Source organism: Saccharothrix obliqua (genome assembly GCF_019375475.1).
Classification (GTDB): domain Bacteria; phylum Actinomycetota; class Actinomycetes; order Mycobacteriales; family Pseudonocardiaceae; genus Actinosynnema; species Actinosynnema obliqua.
This window is the reverse complement of record NZ_JAHXGQ010000005.1, coordinates 225,138-244,813: the sequence shown is the minus strand read 5'-3', so window position 1 is coordinate 244,813 and position 19,676 is coordinate 225,138. Positions and strand designations below refer to the sequence as shown.

The 19,676-nt window shown below is 72.1% G+C and carries 20 protein-coding genes and 1 tRNA gene; 7 read left to right on the top strand and 14 right to left on the bottom strand.

Translation table 11 applies throughout. The features are described 5' to 3' along the window. Positions 1–177: 177 nt before the first annotated feature. The gene (locus tag KZQ38_RS17930; RefSeq protein ID WP_219443247.1) at positions 178–1,011 is read right to left on the bottom strand and encodes a hypothetical protein; all 834 of its coding nucleotides are present in this window, start codon (positions 1,009–1,011) and stop codon (positions 178–180) included. A gap of 178 nt (positions 1,012–1,189) precedes the next feature. On the opposite strand from KZQ38_RS17930, the gene KZQ38_RS17925 reads away from it, so the two are divergent. Next, positions 1,190–1,262, top strand: a tRNA-Arg gene (locus tag KZQ38_RS17925). Positions 1,263–1,887: 625 nt separating this feature from the next. Next, entirely contained in the window at positions 1,888–2,322 is a 435-nt protein-coding gene (locus KZQ38_RS17920) for a cupin domain-containing protein (RefSeq protein WP_219443246.1), read from the top strand. Between the two features lie 34 nt (positions 2,323–2,356). Here KZQ38_RS17920 and KZQ38_RS17915 read toward each other — a convergent pair whose 3' ends face one another. From KZQ38_RS17915 to KZQ38_RS17900, 4 genes are all read right to left on the bottom strand, one after another. Beyond that, on the bottom strand, positions 2,357–3,250 hold the full coding sequence (locus KZQ38_RS17915; RefSeq protein ID WP_219443245.1) for a hypothetical protein: 894 nt from the start codon (positions 3,248–3,250) through the stop codon (positions 2,357–2,359). Positions 3,251–3,619: 369 nt separating this feature from the next. Beyond that, positions 3,620–4,483: a dioxygenase family protein gene (locus KZQ38_RS17910; protein WP_219443244.1), complete on the bottom strand. Its 864-nt coding sequence runs from the start codon at positions 4,481–4,483 to the stop codon at positions 3,620–3,622. Positions 4,484–4,518: 35 nt separating this feature from the next. Then, complete coding sequence (locus tag KZQ38_RS17905) at positions 4,519–5,517, bottom strand: helix-turn-helix transcriptional regulator (protein ID WP_219443243.1); 999 nt, start codon at positions 5,515–5,517, stop codon at positions 4,519–4,521. A 182-nt stretch (positions 5,518–5,699) separates the two neighbouring features. Further along, positions 5,700–6,017 carry a helix-turn-helix domain-containing protein gene (locus KZQ38_RS17900; protein ID WP_219443242.1) on the bottom strand — a complete coding sequence of 106 codons (318 nt, stop codon included), beginning with the start codon at positions 6,015–6,017 and terminating at the stop codon, positions 5,700–5,702. A gap of 158 nt (positions 6,018–6,175) precedes the next feature. Here KZQ38_RS17900 and KZQ38_RS17895 point away from each other — a divergent pair, with 158 nt between their 5' ends. Both KZQ38_RS17895 and KZQ38_RS17890 read left to right on the top strand, forming a co-directional pair. Further along, positions 6,176–6,415 carry a transcriptional regulator gene (locus KZQ38_RS17895; protein ID WP_219443241.1) on the top strand — a complete coding sequence of 80 codons (240 nt, stop codon included), beginning with the start codon at positions 6,176–6,178 and terminating at the stop codon, positions 6,413–6,415. A gap of 127 nt (positions 6,416–6,542) precedes the next feature. Beyond that, entirely contained in the window at positions 6,543–7,331 is a 789-nt protein-coding gene (locus KZQ38_RS17890) for a tetratricopeptide repeat protein (protein WP_219443240.1), read from the top strand. Between the two features lie 4 nt (positions 7,332–7,335). Here the strand turns inward: KZQ38_RS17890 and KZQ38_RS17885 are convergent, their stop codons facing one another. Beyond that, on the bottom strand, positions 7,336–8,517 hold the full coding sequence (locus KZQ38_RS17885) for a Fic family protein (RefSeq protein ID WP_219443239.1): 1,182 nt from the start codon (positions 8,515–8,517) through the stop codon (positions 7,336–7,338). Positions 8,518–8,871: 354 nt separating this feature from the next. Between KZQ38_RS17885 and KZQ38_RS17880 the strand changes: the two genes are divergently transcribed. Next, a complete protein-coding gene (locus KZQ38_RS17880) occupies positions 8,872–11,136 on the top strand; it encodes a PQQ-dependent sugar dehydrogenase (protein WP_219443238.1) in 2,265 nt (754 codons plus the stop codon). Positions 11,137–11,350: 214 nt separating this feature from the next. On the opposite strand, the gene KZQ38_RS17875 is transcribed toward KZQ38_RS17880, so the two are convergent. The 3 genes from KZQ38_RS17875 to KZQ38_RS17865 all read right to left on the bottom strand — a co-directional run bounded on the left by KZQ38_RS17875 (position 11,351) and on the right by KZQ38_RS17865 (position 12,893). Further along, positions 11,351–11,656 carry a hypothetical protein gene (locus tag KZQ38_RS17875; protein ID WP_219443237.1) on the bottom strand — a complete coding sequence of 102 codons (306 nt, stop codon included), beginning with the start codon at positions 11,654–11,656 and terminating at the stop codon, positions 11,351–11,353. Beyond that, positions 11,640–11,879 (bottom strand): DUF397 domain-containing protein, encoded by a 240-nt coding sequence (locus tag KZQ38_RS17870; RefSeq protein WP_219443236.1) that lies wholly within the window; start codon positions 11,877–11,879, stop codon positions 11,640–11,642. Before KZQ38_RS17870 ends, KZQ38_RS17875 begins: the two co-directional genes overlap by 17 nt. Positions 11,880–12,011: 132 nt before the next feature. Continuing rightward, entirely contained in the window at positions 12,012–12,893 is an 882-nt protein-coding gene (locus KZQ38_RS17865) for a Sco1979 family transcriptional regulator (RefSeq protein ID WP_219443235.1), read from the bottom strand. A 224-nt stretch (positions 12,894–13,117) separates the two neighbouring features. On the opposite strand from KZQ38_RS17865, the gene KZQ38_RS17860 reads away from it, so the two are divergent. Then, entirely contained in the window at positions 13,118–13,951 is an 834-nt protein-coding gene (locus KZQ38_RS17860; protein ID WP_219443234.1) for an SAM-dependent methyltransferase, read from the top strand. Between the two features lie 161 nt (positions 13,952–14,112). On the opposite strand, the gene KZQ38_RS17855 is transcribed toward KZQ38_RS17860, so the two are convergent. The 3 genes from KZQ38_RS17855 to KZQ38_RS17845 are packed head-to-tail and all read right to left on the bottom strand — an operon-like array spanning position 14,113 to position 16,243. Then, positions 14,113–14,910 (bottom strand): alpha/beta fold hydrolase, encoded by a 798-nt coding sequence (locus KZQ38_RS17855; RefSeq protein WP_219443233.1) that lies wholly within the window; start codon positions 14,908–14,910, stop codon positions 14,113–14,115. A gap of 23 nt (positions 14,911–14,933) precedes the next feature. Continuing rightward, positions 14,934–15,656, bottom strand: coding sequence for an SRPBCC family protein (locus tag KZQ38_RS17850; RefSeq protein ID WP_219443232.1), 723 nt, complete (start codon positions 15,654–15,656; stop codon positions 14,934–14,936). Further along, a complete protein-coding gene (locus tag KZQ38_RS17845; protein WP_219443231.1) occupies positions 15,656–16,243 on the bottom strand; it encodes an ArsR/SmtB family transcription factor in 588 nt (195 codons plus the stop codon). Before KZQ38_RS17845 ends, KZQ38_RS17850 begins: the two co-directional genes overlap by 1 nt. A 303-nt stretch (positions 16,244–16,546) precedes the next feature. On the opposite strand from KZQ38_RS17845, the gene KZQ38_RS17840 reads away from it, so the two are divergent. Continuing rightward, on the top strand, positions 16,547–17,266 hold the full coding sequence (locus KZQ38_RS17840; protein WP_219443230.1) for a DUF2306 domain-containing protein: 720 nt from the start codon (positions 16,547–16,549) through the stop codon (positions 17,264–17,266). On the opposite strand, the gene KZQ38_RS17835 is transcribed toward KZQ38_RS17840, so the two are convergent. Both KZQ38_RS17835 and KZQ38_RS17830 read right to left on the bottom strand, forming a co-directional pair. Continuing rightward, complete coding sequence (locus tag KZQ38_RS17835) at positions 17,224–17,730, bottom strand: methylated-DNA--[protein]-cysteine S-methyltransferase (protein ID WP_219443229.1); 507 nt, start codon at positions 17,728–17,730, stop codon at positions 17,224–17,226. The two genes, KZQ38_RS17840 and KZQ38_RS17835, sit on opposite strands and share 43 nt — an antisense overlap. Before the next feature lie 12 nt (positions 17,731–17,742). Beyond that, entirely contained in the window at positions 17,743–19,200 is a 1,458-nt protein-coding gene (locus KZQ38_RS17830) for a DNA-3-methyladenine glycosylase 2 (RefSeq protein WP_219443228.1), read from the bottom strand. Positions 19,201–19,676 lie beyond the last annotated feature (476 nt).

Genomic DNA, 19,676 nt, shown 5'->3' with positions numbered 1-19,676 from the left:
ACGATGAATTCAACGCTTTCCGGACGCGCGCCGGTGCGGCCGGATTCGTACGAATGACCGGTATCCAAGGCGTCGGCGCGTGCGGATACTCGCAGTACGAGCTTGAGGTCCGCGACACGCGGACCGGCCCGCAGGAAGACCCCGGTCCACCCCCAGGGACCGGGGTCTTCCGCCGGGTCAGGGCAGGGGTTTGGCGCCGTTCTGGTGCGGCAGGCCCACCTGCTCGGCGAACTCCGTCGCCACCGCCGGGCCGCCGTAGATGCCCAGCGCCTTGGCCAGGTGCAGGCGCAGGTCCTGCCGGTGCCCGTCGGTCAGCCGCGGCAGCGCGCTCTCGAACGAGGTCACCAGCGTCTCCGCCCAGTGGCCGTCCCGGCGCTGCGCGGCGATCCGCACGAGCTGGTCGAGCTGCGGCGCGAGCGCGACCGCCTGCTCCACCTGGTAGCCGCTGCGGTACAGCCACCAGATCGTGGCGGTGGAGAGGTCGGTGAGCACCTCGTCCCGCAGGTAGCGGATCTCGGCCCGCTCCGCGTCCCGTTCCGCTTGGCGCACCGTGGTGGTGCGCAGCAGTTCGATGTGCTTGCGCGCCATCTCCAGGTCCGCCTCGTCGGCGGACAGCTCGACGCCTTCGGCACGTGCCCACACGTGCGTGCCCTCGACCTGGCGTTCCGCGGCCAGCTCGTCGCCGAGCTGGTGCTGTAACGCCGCGTGGTGCACCAGCATGGCCCGTTCGGTGACGGCCTTGGCGCGGCGCACGATGTCGTTGATGGCCGCGCTGCGCGGCGCGTTGTGCCGAACCCCGGACGTCAGGTCGAGCCGCCAGTGGACAGTGAACCGGGCGCGGAAGTCGAGCCCGTAGACGGCGCTGGGCAGCGGCGTCTCGAACACCTGCTGGTGCGACGAGGAGGGCGGTTCGAACGTGAACTCCTCCCGCCGGGCGAACCGCCGACGCCACCAGGCCGCCAGGGCGCCCATCGGTCCGGGCCGGAAGTCAGGCCAAGGTCTACCGCTCATGGAATGTCTTTCGCCGGAGTCTCACAACGCCTCCTCCCTACCGGATCCCCAAACCGGCGGGAAGGTGACCCACCCCACTTCCCCCCAACAGCCCACTCCCCACCCGGCGGGGGTGCACGCAGCGCAACCCTCCCCGCCTCCACCGCGTGGCCGGCCGACCCGGTACGCTGCGGCGTGCGCCCTCGTAGCTCAGGGGATAGAGCATCGGTTTCCTAAACCGTGTGTCGCAGGTTCGAATCCTGCCGGGGGCACTCACCTTTCGCCGGGTGAATCAGGCCCTGAGCTGCTGTGATGCGCTCGGGGCCTGAACTTTTCGGTCGGTCCGCGGTCGGCTTCTCCATCGCCACCGACTGCCCGTCGGCGTGATTGGCACACCTTCGGCAGCATGTCCACGCCGCAGCCACCGGGTCGCGGTGGCTGCGACAGCACGCCGTACAGCCGGGGTGACTCGTCTTTTCGAGGCGCGGTGCGCACCGCCCGCTCCAGCGAGAAGCGCCGCCCTGATCGGATCGATCTCAGCCACCGAACGCAGAGTTACACTCGCGACTAGGCACGTCGTGCTGTGTCGCGCAGGCACCGCCGACACTCGGCTCTACGAGATCAAGCGCATGCGGCAACGAGCGGCAAGGCGGCAAGCCGGAGGACGACGAGCCGCCGTGGCTCGCCATCGGGACTCGATCCTGAGGCTCCACGTCAAGGATGCCACCGCCGGCTTCGAGGCGACCTCGCGGTCCAGTTGGATCCGCGCGGATGCGTGGCGGCTGCGGGCCAGCGGGTGGGACCCCTGTCGCGCACGTGGGTGAGCGGTGCGGCGTTCGGCAGCCCGCTCAGTATGTTCGGGATCGCAACACAACCGAGCCCCGGAAGGGTGTTCCCATGCGCGTGGCATCCCGGTTCGCGCTCACCGCCGCGGCGGTGGCCGGACTGCTCTTCGCCCTGCTGCCGGCCGCGGTCGCGACGCCTGGTCGTGGCGTCACCTCGGTCACGGTGTTCGACCGCGTGGTTGGCGATACCCAGTACGTGCTCAAGGAGATCACCATCGCACCCGGTGGCAGCACGGGCTGGCACTTCCACCCCGGCCCCGTGCACGGGCTGGTGAAGAAGGGCGTGCTGACCCACTACGACTCCACCTGCGCGCCCGACGGCGTCTACCGCGTCGGCCAGGTCATCGCCGAGCCGAGCGGGCCGGGTTATGTCCACATCGGACAGAACCTGGGCAGCACGCCGCTGGTGCTTGAGGCGCTGTACCAGAACCCGGTCGGCCGACCGCTTGCCGTGGACGTGCCCAACCCCGGCTGTTCCTTCGAGTGACCGGGCACCGCCGCCCCACGCCGGCGCGGGGTGCTCAGTTGCGCTCGCAGGCGACGCCGTTGTGGTCGTTGTCCAGGTCGTAGACGTCCGGGCCGAGGACGTCGATGGGGCCTTGCACGTATTCCGGGCCGTTGCCCTTGCCGCCTGCGCAGTCGACGTCGGAGGCGATTGGTACGCAGCCGCCGTAGTTGGGGTGGCACGGGGACTGCGGAACTGGTGGCGGCTCGACCGGGGCCGGAGCGGGTTCTGGAGGGGCGATTACCGGGGGTTGGGTGACCGGGGGTGGGGCCGCCGGTGGCTGGGTGGTTGTCGTGGGTGAGGGCGTGGTGGTGGTTGGAGCAGCGGTGGTGGTGGTTGTGGGGGCCGCGGTGGTGGTGGAGAGAGGGGTGGTGGGCGCGGTGTTCGCGGTGGGGCGCGGGGTGGTGCTGTTGGCGATCGTCGCGATCAGGAGTACGGCGCCTACCGCTGCCGCTGCTATCCAGATCGGCTGTCTCGACTTGCGCGGGGGCACGGCCGGGGCCGGCGTCAAGGGGGTTGCCGGGGCCGGAGTCAGGGGCAGGGTCAGGTTTCCCTCGCGGGGCAGGCGGAGGACTACCTCGGTGCCCCGGACACCCGCCTGGAGGAGGGCTTCGCAGCCCGCCCGGCTGCCGCGGGCGGCTAGTTGTACCAACAGGGGCGCGTAGCGGCGGGACATGAGGTGGGTCAGTTCGCCCACCCTGGCGCCGTCCAGGCGGACCTCGATGGCTCGTTCACCCTGGTACTTGCCGGACTTGATCTCGCACCACGCCAGTTCCACCACCACGTGGCGGGTCATGCCCGGTGCCACCGGGTAACGGGCCAGCTCCGGCTGGTGGTTCTCCTCCCCGGTCACGGTTACCGGGGTTTCGGCTTGCAGCACGACCAACCCCGCGGACGAATTCTCGATCATGGGCGGTGCTCCCGACGCTCGGCGGCGCGTTTGGTGTGAGCATCGCCGCGACCCGGCTTGGTCGTTACCGCCGACTGGATACCGGATGAACGGCGGGAACTGGAACCGCGAACTGGTCGAGCGGGACATAACCGGACGAAGTGGACGCGGCGAGCACGGTCCACTTAGGACAGTTCAGACGGCTCGCGTGCGAGAAGGGGAGCCGGAAAACGGCCCGAGAAAAGGAAAGGCCCCCGGACGTCTCCGGGGGCCTTCCTGGTCCGGGCGGGGCGGCCGTCGCCGTCCTCGCTCGCGCGGCGCCGGGACTGCTGCCGATGGCAGGGTCTGGCGCGATCGGTTACCGGGCCGCGCGTGCCTGACGGATCAGGCTCAGGCGACGCGCCACAGGGCCGGCACGTTCGGCGGCTCCCAGCCGGCCTGCGCCGTGTGGGACTGGAGGCAGATGTAGCTCACGCCGCCGTACGTGACGCTCGCACCGGGCGAGTACGCCGTGCCCGCGGTCCACGTCCCGACCGGCACCGAGCTGGTGGTGGTCGGCGTCGTCCCGCTGGTGGGGTTGGGGTTCTGCTGCACGTTCAGGACGAAGTCGTACACCGCCTCCCGACCCTGCCCGACGTTGCGCACCTGCATGAGCAGGCGCGGGTCGAAGATGGTGTCGGTGTTGTTGCGCGGCTCGTTCGGGAAGTACAGCTGCGTGGTCAGCACGCGCTGGCCGGGCGCCTGGAGCTTCACGTGGATGTGCCGCGTGCGACCCGGGTAGAGGCCCGGCACGATCGTCGTCAGCGTGAACTTGCCCTGCGCGTCCGTGAACTGGTGGCCGCGGAACTTGAAGCCGGTGTTGTCGTACACACCGTTGTTGTCCGCCTGCCAGAAGTCCAGCAGCACGTTCGCGATCGGCTGGCACCGCAGGCCGAACACGAAGCCGGTGACGGTCAGGCGCGTGCCGACCGTGTTGGCGTCGACCAGCGAGCTGCGTCGCGGCGAGTTCGGCTTGAAGTACGGCCCCTCGGTCTGCGGCGGCGTCGGGTCGTCGCCGTCGTCGCACTGCGGGGTCGGCTCCAGCGTGCCGCCGGTGCTGGGGATCGTGCGGGCCAGCGCGGGCACACCCATCAGCGCGGCGGGAACCGCCACGCCCGCCGCCAGCGCGGCACGCAGGACCGGCCTGCGGCTGAGGTTGCGGGAATCCGGCGATTCCTCGGTGGTGCTCTGGTCGCCGTCCAGAGGCGTGTCCATGCCTGCTCCTCGTGGGGGTGGGCGGTCTCGGGAATTCATAACGAACCTATGGAGGCCGGTCGGCGCGGACGATGGACTTGAGCGGTAGGTCGTGGTGAATCTCGCGGGCGGTCATAACTGTGAACGGCGTCACCGACGACACCGCGCCGGACGTCGCCGGACCGGCGGAAGTCACCGGGGCTCACCCCCGTCTCCCGCCGGAAGAACCGGCAGAAGTACGCCGGGTCCGCGAACCCGACGCGCCCGGCGATCTGCCGCACGGTCAGGTCCGTTCGGGCCAGCAACCGCTTGGCCTCGGCGGCCCTCGACTCGCGCACCAGTTCGGACGGCGTGCGGCCGGTGGCGGCCTTCACCGCCTCGGTGAGGTAGCCGGGGGTGACGCCGATCCGCTCGGCGTAGGCGCGCACGGACCACAGGTCCACGTCGGGCCTGCCCGCGAGCCGGGCGAACTCCTCGGCGACCGCGCCGGTCCGCGCGGGCGGCGGCGCGGACGGCGTCTCCGGCAACCGCGCCGCACGCACGATCAGCACGTGCAGCAGGGACCGCAGCACGGACTCGACGCCCTCGGCACGCGCCCGGTACTCGTGGTCGAGTTCGCGGACCAGGCCGTGCAGGCTCGCGTGGTCCGCGGCGTCGAGGGTGAGCCACGGCCGCTCGCTCAGCCGCCGCAGCAGCTCCCGGTCGCCCGGGTGGTCGATCAGGAAGTCCTCGGTGAACAGGATGACGAAGCCTTCCAGGTCACGCGTGTCCCAGTGGTGCACCTGACCCGGCGCGATGACGCACAGGTGGGGTGGGCTCAGCTCCCACCGGGCCAGGTCGACCACGTGCACACCGGTGCCGCCGGTGACGTACACGATCTCGTGAAACGTGTGCCGGTGCGGGAAGTCCGCCTGCGCCAGCGGACCGATCGAGTCGAAGGTGCCGATGGAGAACGGCAGGGCGTTGGGCACCGGCACCTCCAAGCGGTGCATCGGCAACTCACCGGCGCGCGGTGTCTGGCAGGGCGTGCCCGGTAACACGGTGGTGCCACGCATCTATCCACGTCCTTTCGCCTCCGGACGCGAAGGTCCAGACCAATCGTTGGTAAACCCACGATGGCATGACGAAGCCCACGTGGGAACACACCGCGTCCACGAGGTAACGGACCGTCTCACCCGAGGGGACGGCGGCGGACCCCGCCGCGCCGGAAACCCTCCGGCGCGGACCACCACCCGGCTCACTTCTTCACGCGCCGGCGCAGTTCGGCGATCAACTCGTCGTCACCCAGCTCGGCCGGGTCGGGCCGGGCCCGGCGCAACCCGGCCTCCTCGGCGGTCAGCAGCCCACCCGCGACCAGCACGGCCACCGGGTCGACCCGGAACAGCAGCGCCGCACGGCGCGCGGTCGCCACCGACGGCCGACCACCCGCGCGGTAGTCCGTCAACCGGCTCCGGTCGACGCCCAGACCACGCGCCAGCTCGCCGGTCGTCATGCCGGCGTCCTCCCTCCGGGCGGTGAGCCACGCCCACCAGTCCGGAGCAGCGTTTTCATCCATGGCACGCATGTTAGTCGCGTACACACAACGTTGGCAACGCGCTACCAACACGTTCACCTGGTCGTTTGCGCACAACGGTCGTTGCGTGCGAACAACCAGAGCTAGTGTTCTGCCAACAGAACAAGTGTTGTGCGACCACAAGGGACAGCGAGGGGGCCATGCCGAAGACGATCAGGCTGCGCACCAAGGTGTTCGCCAAGGCCGCGTTGCTGGCCGGCTTCACGTCGGACTACGCGCTGGCCAAGGCCATGGAGGTGAACCGGTCGACGGTCGCCCGCGTGCTGAGCGGCGACCTGCGACCGGGTCCCGCGTTCATCGGGGGCGCGCTCACCGCGCTCGCCCCGATGCAGTTCGACGACCTCTTCGAAGTCGTCCAGGCGTCGGACCGGGATCATTGAGGGCCGCCCCGGACCGGCGTTTCGGCGGTGTCCGGAACTCCGCCCGGTGGCTCACACTGAGTAACCGGGCGGTGGGACGAGAGGTGGACGCGGGCCGCGTGGCGCGGACCGGGAAGGACGGCGGCGGGTGAGCGAGCAGGCCAGGCGGTTGCTGCGGGGCGTGCTGCGCCTCGGCCACGGCGTCCCGGAACCGCCGCGCACCACCGCCGAGTGGTTCACCGCCCACCACGCCGAGCTGGTCGCCGCGGTGGCGGTGGGCGACGACGACGCGCTCACCCTCTACGCGCACGCGTGGGCGGCACTGCCGGCGGACGCCGACGAGGCGTGGTGGCGCGGCCTGTACGACGTGGCGACGCCGCTGTCCGCCGCACTGCCCCGGTCCGGTCCGCTCGCGACGGCGTTGCGCGTGGGCGCGGAGGCCCTGCGGGCACGTGGCCTGCTCCGGCACGCGGTCGCGCTGGGCGTGCGGGAACTGGCCGTCCGGCGGCTGCTCGACGACCCGGACGCGACCGCCGCCGCGCTCGACTCGCTCGCCGCGACCTACCGGGCGCAGGGCAGGCCGCACCGCGTGATCGGCTGCGCGGACGAGGTGCTGGAGCTGCGCATCCGCGCCGGGCGGCCGGACGGCGTGGCCCGCGCCCTGGCCCACCTCGGCACGCTCATGGTGGAGGTGGGCCGACCGGACACCGCCGTCAACTACCTGACCCGCGCCGAGAAGGTGTTCGCCGACCTGCCGCCCACGCCGGACCGGTCGGCCGCACGCGTCGAACTGGCCCGCGCGGTGTGGCTCGCGGGCGACGAGGCCGCGGGCCGCCGCCGGCTGCGCCGCGCCCTGCCCGAGCTGCCCGACGAGCAGGCCCGGCGCGCGCGGTCGTGGCTCGACCTGCCGCCCGGCACGGCGCCGGACGAGCCGTGACCGGTCAGGGCAGTGCCGCGGTGTCCGGGTGGTCCACCAGGAGGTTCAGCACGTCCCGGCACACGAACACCCGCCGGTAGTCGCGGAAGTCCCACGGGACGAGGATGTCCGACTCCACCAGGCGGCGGGTGATGTCGGTGGCGGCCTTGGTGGTCACGCCGTGCCGGTCGCGCAGGGCGCGGTGGTCGATCACCGGGAAGCCGATCAGCTCGGCCGCCACCGCGGGCAGCGTGCCGGTGCGCGGCAGCCGCCGGGCGTACCGGTCGGCGAGGTCCTCCAGGTCCGCGATCAGCCGGAGCTGCGCCGCCGCCTGGTCGCGGACCGCGCACGCGAAGAACTCCACCCACTCGTGGACGCGCCCGGTGTCCACGACGGACCGGATCTCCTCCTGGTACTCGGGCAGCGTGTCGTCCAGCCACACCGACAGCGGCAGGAGCTGGTCGCGCAGCAGGCCGGCGCGGATCATCTCCAGCATCGAGAAGCCACGCGCCACGTGGCCGTTGGCGGTCGGGAACGGTTGCAGCACCTCGAGCTGGTAGTGGGCGAGCGCGATCCGCGCGACGCGCGGCTGGGCGTTCTCCTCGCGCACCCACGTCGACCACTGCTCCAGCAACGCCACGAGGTGCGCGCCGGTCGCGGTGAGCAGGTAGGAGCGCTCCGGGGTCGCGCCGAGCCGGCCGGTCTCGCGGCGCAGCACGTCACGCAGGCCCGCGCCGCACCGCCCGACCATGATCGCGGTCATCTCGCCGACCAGCACCGCGTCCACGACGGCGCCGCGCCGCACGCGGTCGACGCCGTGGTCGTACGCGGCCAGGTAGGGCGCGAGCAGCTGGGCGGGCGCGGACCGGTCGGTCGGCGGCGTGCCCCGGGCGGCCTGGAGGTCCGCCGCCAGCGCCTCGCGCAGCCCGATCGCCGTGCCGCTCAGGCCCGCCGACGCCTGCGCGTCCCGGACCTGCGTCGCGCGCACGAGGCCGGCGCGGACGCCGAGGCGGTCGGCGGCCTCGTCCAGCCGGCCGAGGGCGTGCTCCGCCTCGGCGGCCAGGCGGTAGGTCCGCACGGGCAGCGCCAGTTCGGACGGCAGCGGCGGCGGCAGGTACGCGCCCTCGCGCCGCAGTTCATCGGGGACGCCCGGTGGTGGCACGGGCACCGCCGCCCACTGCCCCGGCGGCAGGGTGGGGACGTTCATGGGGAGCAGCATCCACCAAGTGAAGTGAATGCGCAATACACTTCAACTCCGCTCGCTGACCAAAGGCTGGAATTGAACACTTCCCCCAGGCGCACCCATTCCCCGGCCACCCGGTTATAGCACCCGTGGCCGATCGGCGTACCTCCGCAGATCTGCGGCAACCCATTCTGAACTGGGCGGATTCCACTTCGGAGAAACTATTCCGCGCATTCCGGGCAGGGGGTGCGCCGATCGGCCGCGCCCCGCCGCTGCTCCGAGCGGGGGAAGGTCCGCTCACTGCTCAGGGTGTCCGTCCGCTGGTGTGTAAGTCTTTCGCGTTAGCTCGGAAGTGGCACCAGGAGAAGGGCCACCACCATGGGATTATCCCGCCGCCGTCCCGCCCCCGATCGGCTCACCACGCGCGCGACCGTTCTGCTCATCACCGCCGGCGCGCTCGTCGCATTGCCGCCGACCGTTCACGCCGCCGTCCCGCCCGGATTCACCGACACCGTCGCCATCGGCGGGCTCACCGCACCCACCGCCGCCGCGTTCGCACCCGGCGGAAAAGTGTTCATCGCCGAGAAGAGCGGTCTGGTGAAGGTGTACGACTCGCTCGCCGACACCACGCCCACCGTGTTCGCCGACCTCCGCCCGCAAACCCAGGACTTCTGGGACCGCGGTCTGCTCGGCCTCGCCGTCGACCCCGCGTTCCCGGCCCGCCCGTACGTCTACGTCGCCTACACCCACGACGCCGCACCCGGCGGTTCCGCGCCGCGCTGGGGCGACACCTGCCCGACGCCGCCCGGCGCGACGGACCGGGGGTGCGTCGTCACCGGCCGGGTCTCCCGCCTCACCTCCGGACCCGGCGGCACGGCGACGGCCGAGCTGCCGCTGGTGACCGACTGGTGCCAGCAGTACCCCAGCCACTCCACCGGCACCGTCGCCTTCGGACCGGACGGCGCGCTCTACGTCGGCGGAGGTGACGGGGCGAGCTTCAACTTCGCCGACTACGGCCAGGTCGGCAACCCGTGCGCCGACCCGCCCGGCCCGGCGGGCACGGACCTCACGCCGCCCACCGCGCGTGGCGGCGCGTTGCGCTCCCAGTCGGTCCGCCGACCCGCGGGCGAGCGCGTCACGCTGAACGGGTCGATCGCCCGGATCGACCCCGACACCGGCGCCGCCCTGCCGGACAACCCGTTCGCGGGTCACCCGGACCCCAACGCGCGGCGGATCATCGCGCACGGCCTGCGCAACCCGTTCCGGTTCGCCTTCCGGCCCGGCACCGAGGAGCTGTGGGTGGGCGACGTCGGCTGGGACGCGTGGGAGGAGATCAACCGGGTCGTCGACGTCAACGACACCGCGGCCGAGAACTTCGGCTGGCCCTGCTTCGAGGGCCCGGACCGCCAGCCCGGTTACGACGGCGCGGGCCTCGCGCTGTGCGGGTCGCTCAACGCGGCCGACCACACCGCGCCGTTCCACGCCTACCACCACACCGCGTCCGTCACGCCCGGCGACCCGTGCCCCGTGGGTGGTTCCTCCATCGCCGGCATCGCGTTCGAGGGCACCGGGAACTACCCGCCCGCCTACGACGGCGCGTTGTTCTTCGCCGACAGCTCACGCGGGTGCGTCTGGGCCGTGCAGACCACCGGCGGGCAACCCGACCCGACGAAGGTCGTGCCGTTCGTGACCGGCGCCAACGTGCCCGTGCAACTGCTCACCGGCCCCGGTGGCGACCTGTTCTACGTGGCGCTCGGCGCGGGCCAGCTCCGGCGCGTCGGCTACCCGTCCGGCGGGAACCGCGCGCCCACCGCCACCGCCACCGCGACCCCGGCGAGCGGTCCCGCGCCGCTGGCCGTGCGGTTGTCCGCCGCCGGTTCCACCGACCCGGACGGCGACGCGTTGAGCTACGCGTGGGACCTCGACGGCGACGGCGCGTACGACGACTCCACGTCCGCCACGCCGACCCGCACCTACCTGAGCACCACCGCGGTGGGCCTGCGCGTCACGGACCCGGCGGGCGCGGCCGGCACCGCCTCGGTCGTCGTCACGGTCACCGGCCAGGACCCGGTGCCGGTCATCGACGACCCGACGGCCGCGTTGCGCTGGCAGGTCGGCCAGGTGGTGCCGTTCGCCGGGCACGCGACCGATCCACAGGACGGGCCGCTGCCGCCGTCCGCGTTGCGCTGGCGGTTGAGCATCCAGCACTGCGCCACCACGGGTTCCTGCCACGAGCACGTCGTGCAGGACTCGACCGGCGCGTCCGGGACGTTCGTCGCGCCGGACCACGAGTACCCGTCGCACCTGGAGCTGACGTTGACCGCCACGGACTCCGGCGGTCGGGCCGTGAGCACGAGGGTGCGGTTGGACCCGCGCACCGTGACGTTGAACTTCGCGTCCGACCCGGGCGGCGCGCTGCTGTCCGTCGGCGGCACGACGCAGCGGACACCGTTCTCCCGCACGGTGATCGTCGGGTCGAACAACTCGGTGAGCGCGCCGAGCCCGCAAGACCTGCCGCCGCTGAACCTGCGGCACCGGTTCCGGAGCTGGTCCGACGGCGGCGCGCAGGCGCACAACACCACGGCGCCCGGCGGCACGGCCACCCTCACCGCGACCTACACCTTCTGCCTGCTCACCTGCTGACGGCCGTCCACAGTGGACGGCGAGCCGTGACCGGCGCGGAGGTCGGGTGCGGCCGACCTCCGCGCCAGTGGGGCGACGAACACGGAGTTTCGCTTAGAGCGTCGTGGAACCGGCTTTCGGGCGCGGAACCGGTTCCCGCTGCGTCTCCAGGTCAAGTTCGTCGGCGAGGGGCGCTGCCGCCCCCCATCCCGTCACCCGCGCGGAACGGGTGGTCTCAACCGACGCGGTCGTCGGGCAGTTCCAGCAGTTCGTCCAGCACGTGGGCGGCCGGGCCGCGCCGCTGCCAGGAGAACCTGCTGGGGCACAACACGTTCGTCTCGTCGGCGGGCATCCGCATCGCCACCGCGTCGTCCTCGGTGTGCAGGCGCACGACGTCGATCACGGTGTCGTGCGCGCGCACCCCTACCACAGCGGCGAGTTCTCCCCGCTCGTCGCGCGGGTGCAGGAACTGGAACCCGCGTTCGATCAACTGGCGCAACTGGACCGTGGTGCGGGTCGCTACGTCAGCCGAGGAGGTCATCGAATTCCCCGTCCCTGGCACCGGCCACGAAGGCCGCGATCTCCGCGCGCGTGTAGACCAGCGCGGGACCGTCCGGGAACCGGGAGTTGCGGACCGCGATCTCGCCACCGGCCAGCTCGGCGAGTTCGACGCAATTGCCTTTCGCACCACTGCGAGCGCTCTTGCGCCAGGTCACTTCCGGCAGCTCGGCAGCGGACATGCCGTTGTGGGCCTTGATGGCCATCGACGTCACCTACCCCACGCGACGGGTTGCATCTGCACGTGCATCTGGCTGTGCACGGACCGTAGCACTACGTATCGCGGCGGTAAATGCACGTGCAGATGCCGCGCGCGAATCTCCCCCGTACGGAGGAAGCTACAGCTCCGCTCGGACCTTCATCAGGAACTGCCGGCTCCGGTCGGGCGTCTCGGCGTCCACCGTGAGCCGGTCGAAAACCCGGCTGTAGCTCTCCAGTTCCTCCACTTTGTCCAGGTAGAGCGCGCCGGAGAGGTGTTCGAGGTAGACGATGTCCGGCAGGTCGGGCTCGCCGAACCGCAGCATCGTGAACGGACCCTCGGCCGCATAGCCGCTCAACGGGAACGGAACCACCTGAAGAGTGATAGGGGCCTCTTTGGTCACGGAGAGCAAGTGGTCGACCTGGTCGAGCAGCACCTGCCGACCGCCTATCGGCCGCCGCAGCACGGACTCGTCGATCACCGCCCACAACCGCGGCGCGCCCGGTCGGAAGAGGACCCGCTGCCGCTGCATCCGCAACGACACCCGCCGCCGCACCTCCGGACCGGCCTTCTCCGGTCTGCCGTGGCTCGCGATCGCCATCGCGTACGCCTCGGTCTGGAGCAGGCCGGGCACGAAGTGGTTCTCGTAGGTCAGGATGCGCGTGGCCGCTTCTTCCAGGCCCACGAAGTCCTGGAACCAGTCCGGCATCAGGTCGTTGTAGCGGTGCCACCAACCGGGCTCGTTGGACCGCCGGACCATCGCCAGGAACTTGTCCCGCGCGTCCTCGTCCACCATGCCGTACATGGTCAACAGGTCCGCGACGTCGCGTTCCTTCAGTCCGACGCGACCCAGTTCCATCCGGCTGATCTTCGACTCCGAGCCGCGGATGTTGTAGCCGGCGTCGGCACGCGTGATCTCCGCGGCCTCGCGGAGGCGGCGCAGCTGCGAGCCGAGCACGATGCGCAGCGCGGTCGGGCCGCCCTCGCGCTCCGCCGAGCCTTCGGGGTCACCAGTGGCCATCGCCGATCCTTTCGACCGTCATCACCCTTGCGCGTCCCCGCCACCCGAACAGCGGTTGCGTTCGGACACCCCGAAATCGCATCGTCACTGAACGTACACCGCCGATCTTCGTCCGTCCGCCGGACACCGCCCACTCCGCGTTGGACCTGTTCTCTTACGCTGGGCGGCCTGCGACGTGGTGCACGGCCACCGGCCCCCATGGAAACCGACTGCGAGGTCAACAAATGTCGGGTACGTCTCCGGACACCTCCGCCCCCGTCTACATCGACATCACCAAGGCGAGCATCGCCAGGGTCTACGACGCTTTCCTCAACGGCAAGGACAACTACGAGATCGACCGCGAGGTGCTGCGCCGTGTGCAGCAGGTCGCGCCCGAGGCGGCGACGCTCGCCGTGGACAACCGGGCGTTCCTCATCCGCGCCACCCGGTTCATCGCCGGGCAGACCGGCATCACGCAGTTCCTCGACTGCGGTTCCGGCCTGCCCACCGCCGAGAACACCCACCAGGTCGCCCAACGCATCCAGCCGGACGCGCGGGTCGTCTACGTGGACAACGACCCCGTGGTGCTCGCGCACGGACGCGCGTTGCTGGAGGAGAACGACCAGACCCACTTCTCCGCCGCGGACATCTTCAACGCGCGGCAGACCCTGGACGACGAGGTCGTCCGCCGGCACATCGACTTCACGGAGCCGGTGGCGTTGTTCCAGCTCGGCACGCTGCACCACTACAACGGCACCTCCCCCACGTCCGCGGAGATCATGGCGGAGTACATCGACGCCCTGCCATCCGGTTCCTACGTGGCGTTGAGCCACTTCTTCGACCCGGAGACCGAGGAGCACTCGGCCATCGCCCGGCGCATGGAGGAGACGTTCCTGCACTCCGCCATGGGATCCGGTCGGTTCGCCACGCGTGCCGAGCTGCTGGAGCTGTTCGACGGCCTGGAGATGGTCGAGCCCGGCCTGGTGATCCTCGCCGACTGGTGGCCGGACGGTCCGCGCCTGCGCAAGCTCGACGCGGTGTCCTACTGCATCGCGGGCGCGGTCGCCCGCAAGCCGTGACGCGCGGGGGGTGAGCACGCGCCGGGTGTCGTGCCATGTGCGGATGGCACGGCGCTGGGAGCCGACCCCGAAGCCGGCGCGGGGAAGACGGCCGCGCGACTACCAGGCAGGCTCCCTGAGAGGTCCGGGAGCGACAGCCCGACCACACCAGTTCTGAGGTCCTAGCGGCCGAGGAAGTCGACCAGCACCGGTGCGGTCACGGCGGCCTTGACCATGTGGGTCTGCCCCGGCAGCACCGCCAGCTCCGCGTCGGGCAACGCGTCCGCGAGGACGGTCTGCGCGTTGCGCAGGTACTCGGGGCTCTTGCCACCCGCGATCACCAGGCCGGGCGCCTTCGCGCCGGACCAGCGGTCGGCCGCGGGGGCCGCGCCGTTCTGGAACTCGCCCACCACGGAGATGTCGTTGGGCAGGGTGTGCGCGACGGACTTGAGCTTGCGCCACGGCGGCATCACCCGCATCAACGCGATGACCAGCCCCGGCGTGCCGACGTACCGCATGAACAGCTTCACCGCGTCACCACGCCTGCCCTCGTCCACCGCCCGGCGCACCCGCTCCGGGAAGTCGGGGGCCATCGGGGTGCGGGTGCCGTCCACGACCATCGGCGACTCGTAGATCGCGTACCGGTCGACGGCGACACCCCGGTGCACGGCCTCGGCGACCAGCGTGCCGCCCGACGACATGCCGAACAGGTGCGCCCGACCGCCCGCCGCCTCGATCAACGCGGCGATGTCCTCGACCTCGCGCGCCACGTCGTACGGCGTGTTGCCGGCACCGCTCTCACCGCGCCCGCGCCGGTCGTACGTGTAGACGGTGAAGTTCGGCGCGAGGGCGTCCGCGAGTTGTTGCGCGGGGCCGAAGCCCCGGTGGCACAACGCGCCGTCGACGATGATCAGCGCGGGGCCCGAACCGGTGGTGCTGTAGGCGATCGTCGTGCCGTCCGAGGAGGTCACGGTGGCCATCTTCGCTCCTTTGTGGACTGTCCTCAGAGGACTGCGAGGTCGTTGAGCCAGACGGACCAGGCGTGGTCGTCACGCTGGTCGTCGGCGAACACGTGGTGCATGGCGATCAGGACGCCGGTGATGCCCTGGAAGAACCGGTACATCGCGTCGGGCGTGCGGATGCCGATGGTCTGGCTGTTGACGTAGTAGACGACACCGCGCTCGCCGTCGACGGTCGCGGTGTCGCCGATCCGCGGCGGCGTGGTGAGGCCGAGCTTGCGGTGCAGGGCGGACCACAGGGCGGGCCAGTCGGTGACCTCCGGGCCGATCACCGTGACCGGCCGGGCCGTGCGGCCCGCGAAGTGGCCCAGGTACTCCAGGAGCGTGCGCCAGAACATCGCGCCGCCCGCCGTCATGGCCTCGAACTCGTCCTGCCAGTCGTCGCCGGGCAGGAAGCCGCCGGCCACCATGCGCAACACGGTGCTGCCGTGGTCACGGCCCTCGATCAGGAACTCGTAGGCCATGAACCGGCCGTCGGGTGCCTTCTCCCCGCCGTAGGCGAGGTGCTTGCCCGGTTCCCAGGCGGTGATGCCGTGCCGCGGCTCGTAGCCGTTGAACGCGCCCCTCACCACCGCGCCGGGCTCCACCTCGTTGACGCCCATGAACCAGGAGTCGATACCCGGTCCGGTCGCGATGGCCTCCCACACCTGCTCCGGCGTGACGTCGGCCAGCAACGCCTCGTTGGTCTCCTCGAACGCGTGCCCCATCAGGACTCCTTGGGAATGCTGGGGTGCACGGCGACCACGACGCGGTGCGCCCGCCCACCCCCCGCCGTCTCGTCGTGGTACTTGGCGACCAGGCCGGTCACCGCGACGGCCAGTTCCTCCGCGAACGCCGCGCGGTCGCGCGCGGTCGCGAACCGGACCTCGCCGTCGATGGCGAAGGTCGCCACCCGCTTGCCCGCCTTCGTGGCGCCGGTGATCAGGCTCCCGACGTCCCGCACCAGCCGCGCGGCCACCGCGAGCAGCCACCGCGCGGACAACCGGTCGGGCGACCGCGCGGGATCGGGCTGCACCGCGGCCAGCGCCGTCGGCGAGATCACGTAGGAGGCGGCGGTGGCCCGCATGACCCGTTCAGTCATGTTGCCCTTGCGCCGCTCCTCCGCCAGTTCCACCAGACCGTGCTGCTCCAGGGTCCGGAGGTGGTAGTTGACCTTCTGCCGGGGCAGTCCCACCTTCGCCGCCAGCGTGGTCGCCGAGCCGGGCTCGACCAGTTCGGCCAGGAGGCGGACCCGCACCGGGTCCAGCGTCACCTCGGCCGTCGCCGCGTCCTCGATCACCGCCACTTCAAGCATGGGAGAACCTTCTCACCGACGATTTGATTTGTCAAGACAACTCGACTTGTCGGTGGCGCGGTGGAGTGGCCGGTGAGCAGCAGCGGAGGGACGGCGCAGGTGGGCGGCGCAGCGGGCGACCGCGCGGAGGAGGCCGCGCAAGGGGCGCGGGGGCGGCGGAGGGCGGGACAGCGGTGCGGAGGGGCGGGATGGGGTGGCTGGTGGGAAGCGGTCGGGGGTCGCCGGCAGCGGCCGGCCGTCGCGCACGGGGGCGGTCAGCGTTTGGTGCGCGTCCTGTCAGCGGGGGTCGCCAGGCTGGCCCCCATGGCGGACACACAGGTCAAGAAGAAAAGCTGGTGGCGGCGGCCGTGGATCATGCCGCTCAGGATGCTCGTGGTGGTGTTCGTGGCGTTCTCGCTGCCGCCCTACCTGAGCATGGACCCCGCGCAGTCACGCGTGCCGCAGCCCGGCGACCACACCTGGCACTTCCCGGCGCTGGCGGCGCACGTGGTGTTCGGCTCGATCGCCATCCTCACGGCCGTGCTCCAGATGTGGCCGTGGTTCCGGCGTCGGCACCCGGTCTGGCACCGCTACGCCGGGCGCGTCTACGTGTTCGCGGGCGTGCTGCCCGCCGGCGCCCTCGCCGTGCCGGTCGCCGCGGTCAGCCCGTTCGGCATCTCCAACCAGGTGAGCGGCGTGATGATGGGCGTGCTCTGGGTCGTCTTCACCGTCGTCGGCCTGCGGATGGCGCGGCAGCGGCGGTACGCGGACCACCGCCGCTGGATGCTCCGCAGCGCCGTGCTCACCCTCTCCATCATCGGCAACCGGATCTGGGGCGTGGTCTTCACGATCGTGCTGACCCCGCAGCTCGACACCACGTTCGGCGGGAACCAGGCCGCGCTCACGCAAGCCGTCGCCAGCGTCACCTCGTGGGTGAGCTGGGCCGTGCCGCTGCTGGTGCTCCAGTGGTGGCTGGAGCGCAACCGCCGCCCGGCCCGCCGTCAGCCCGCGCGGCCCGCGGAACGCGTCGAGGTCAGCGTGTGAGCCTCGAACGCCAACAGGTGCCGCTTGCGCTCGACACCGCCGCCGTAGCCGGTCAGGTCACCGGACGACCCGACCACCCGGTGGCACGGCACGATGATCCCCACCGGGTTGTGGCCGTTGGCCGCGCCGACCGCCCGCGCGGCGGTCGGCCGGCCGAGCCCGGCGGCAAGCTCGCCGTACGACACCGTCTCCCCGTAAGGGATCTCGCACAACGCCGACCACACGGCGCGCTGGAACGGCGTGCCCGCCAGGTCCAGCGGCACGTCGAACGTGGTCCGCGTGCCCGCGAAGTATTCGGCGAGCTGGTGCGCCACCTCCCGCAACGACGTGTCGTCACGCGCACCGAAGTTCTCCTCGGCCGGCCGGTACCGCTGCCCGGTCATGTACAGGCCGGACAACGCCCCGTCCCGCGCGACCAGGGTCAACTCGCCGACCGGGCTGTCGACCACCGCGTGCACCACCAAGAACCGCTCCTCTCAGGACGGCAACCGGTTGACCGCGTGGTCACCGGTCGCCCACAGGTGTTGAACGGCGTACGCCCGCCACGGGCGCCACGCCTGTGCACGGCGGATCAGCGCGCCCGGCGTGTCCGGCATCCCGAGGTTCCGGGCGGCGATCCGCACGCCCAGGTCGCCGGGCACGAACGCGTCCGGGTCGCCCAGCGCCCGCATCGCGATCGTCTCCACCGTCCACGGCCCGAACCCCGGCAGCGCCGACAGGTCGGCACGCGCCTTCGCCCAGTCCGCGCCCACGCCGAGGTCGAGCCGCCCCGACGCCAAGGCGTCGACCAGCGCCGCGAACGCCGTCTTGCGCGCCCTCGGCATGGCCAGCACCGCCGGGTCCAGCTCGGCGAGCTGCTCGGCGGTCGGGAACAGGTGGGTCAGGCCGTGGTCGGCGATCGGCGTGCCCGCGACCGCCACGACCCGGCCGGCGTGGGTGCGCGCGGCGGCCGTCGACACCTGCTGGCCGAGCACGGCGCGGACCGCGAACTCGTCCGCGTCGACCGTGCCCGGCACCCGGCGGCCGGGGTCCTTGTCCACCAGGGGGCGCAGCTCCGGGTCGGCGCGCAGCCGCTCGTCCACGGCCTCCGGGTCGGCGTCGAGGTCGAGCATCCGGCGGCAGCGGGCGATCGCGATGGGCAGGTCGCGCAGGTCGGACAACGCCAACCGGCACGCGACGTGGTCCGGCCGCGGGCTCAGCGACACCACGGCGTGACCACGCGGCAGCCGCAGGGTGCGGCGGTACGCGCCGTCCCGCCACTCCTCCACGCCCGGCACGGCGGTCGCCGCCAGGTGCCCGAACAGGTTGTCCGGGCACAGCGGGGCGCGGAACGGCAGGCGCAACGACAACACGCCCGGCGTGTCCGGCACCGCCCGCCGCCGCGTCCGCAGGTCCGTCGGCGACAACGCGAACACCTCGCGCACGGTCTCGTTGAACGCCCGCACGCTGGCGAAACCCGCGGCCAGCGCCACCTCGGCCATGGGCAGCGAGGTCGTCTCGATGAGCAGCCGCGCGGTCTGCGCCCGCTGCGCGCGGGCCAGTGCCAGCGGACCGGCCCCGAGTTCGGCCAGCAACTGCCGCTCCACCTGCCGGACGCTGTAGCCCAGCCGCGCGGCGAGCCCCGGCACGCCCTCGCGGTCCACGACGCCGTCCGCGATCAACCGCATCGCCTTGGCCACCGCGTCGGCCCGGTGATTCCACAGCGGTGATCCCGGACTGGCATCCGGGCGACACCGCTTGCAAGCGCGGAATCCCGCTTGCTGCGCTGCCGCCGCGCTCGCGTAGAAACGCATGTTCTCGGCCTTGGGCGGCGTCACCGGACAACTCGGCCGGCAGTAAATCCGGGTGGTCGTCACCGCGGTGAAGAACCACCCGTCGAACCGCGCGTCCTTCGACCGCACGGCTTGCAGGCACCGTTCCGCGTCTTCGTGCACGGGACCCAGCATTGGTCAACTCCGGGCGCTTGGCCGGCGGAATTGCGACATCACCGGGAGCCGGGGCCGGTGGACGCCTCGTCCGGCGGCGGGTGGTGTGGTGGGCGGTGCGCGGGGCGAGCGGCGGATCGGGCGGCGCGCGGGACCAGCGGGGGGACGGCGCGCGGAGGGCGAGGCGCGGGAAGCGGCGGGCGGGGCGCGGAGAGCGGGGCGCGGGGCGCGGGGCGCGGAGAGCGGGGCGCGAGGCGCGGAGGGCAGGGCGCGGAGGCGGGCGATGCGTGGGACCGGGTGAACGGGCTCAGGGGCGCGGGGCACCGGGGGCGCGGTGGCCCCAGCGGACCGCGCGCGGCTCGACACCCTGCGCAGGGCCGGGCGGGTGGGAACGCCCGGCCGTCACGGGTGGTGACCGCTGCCGGCCTGGCCGGGCGGCACGGCGGGTCGCCGCGCCGGTCCACCGGCCGGGCCGGTCCCGCGCA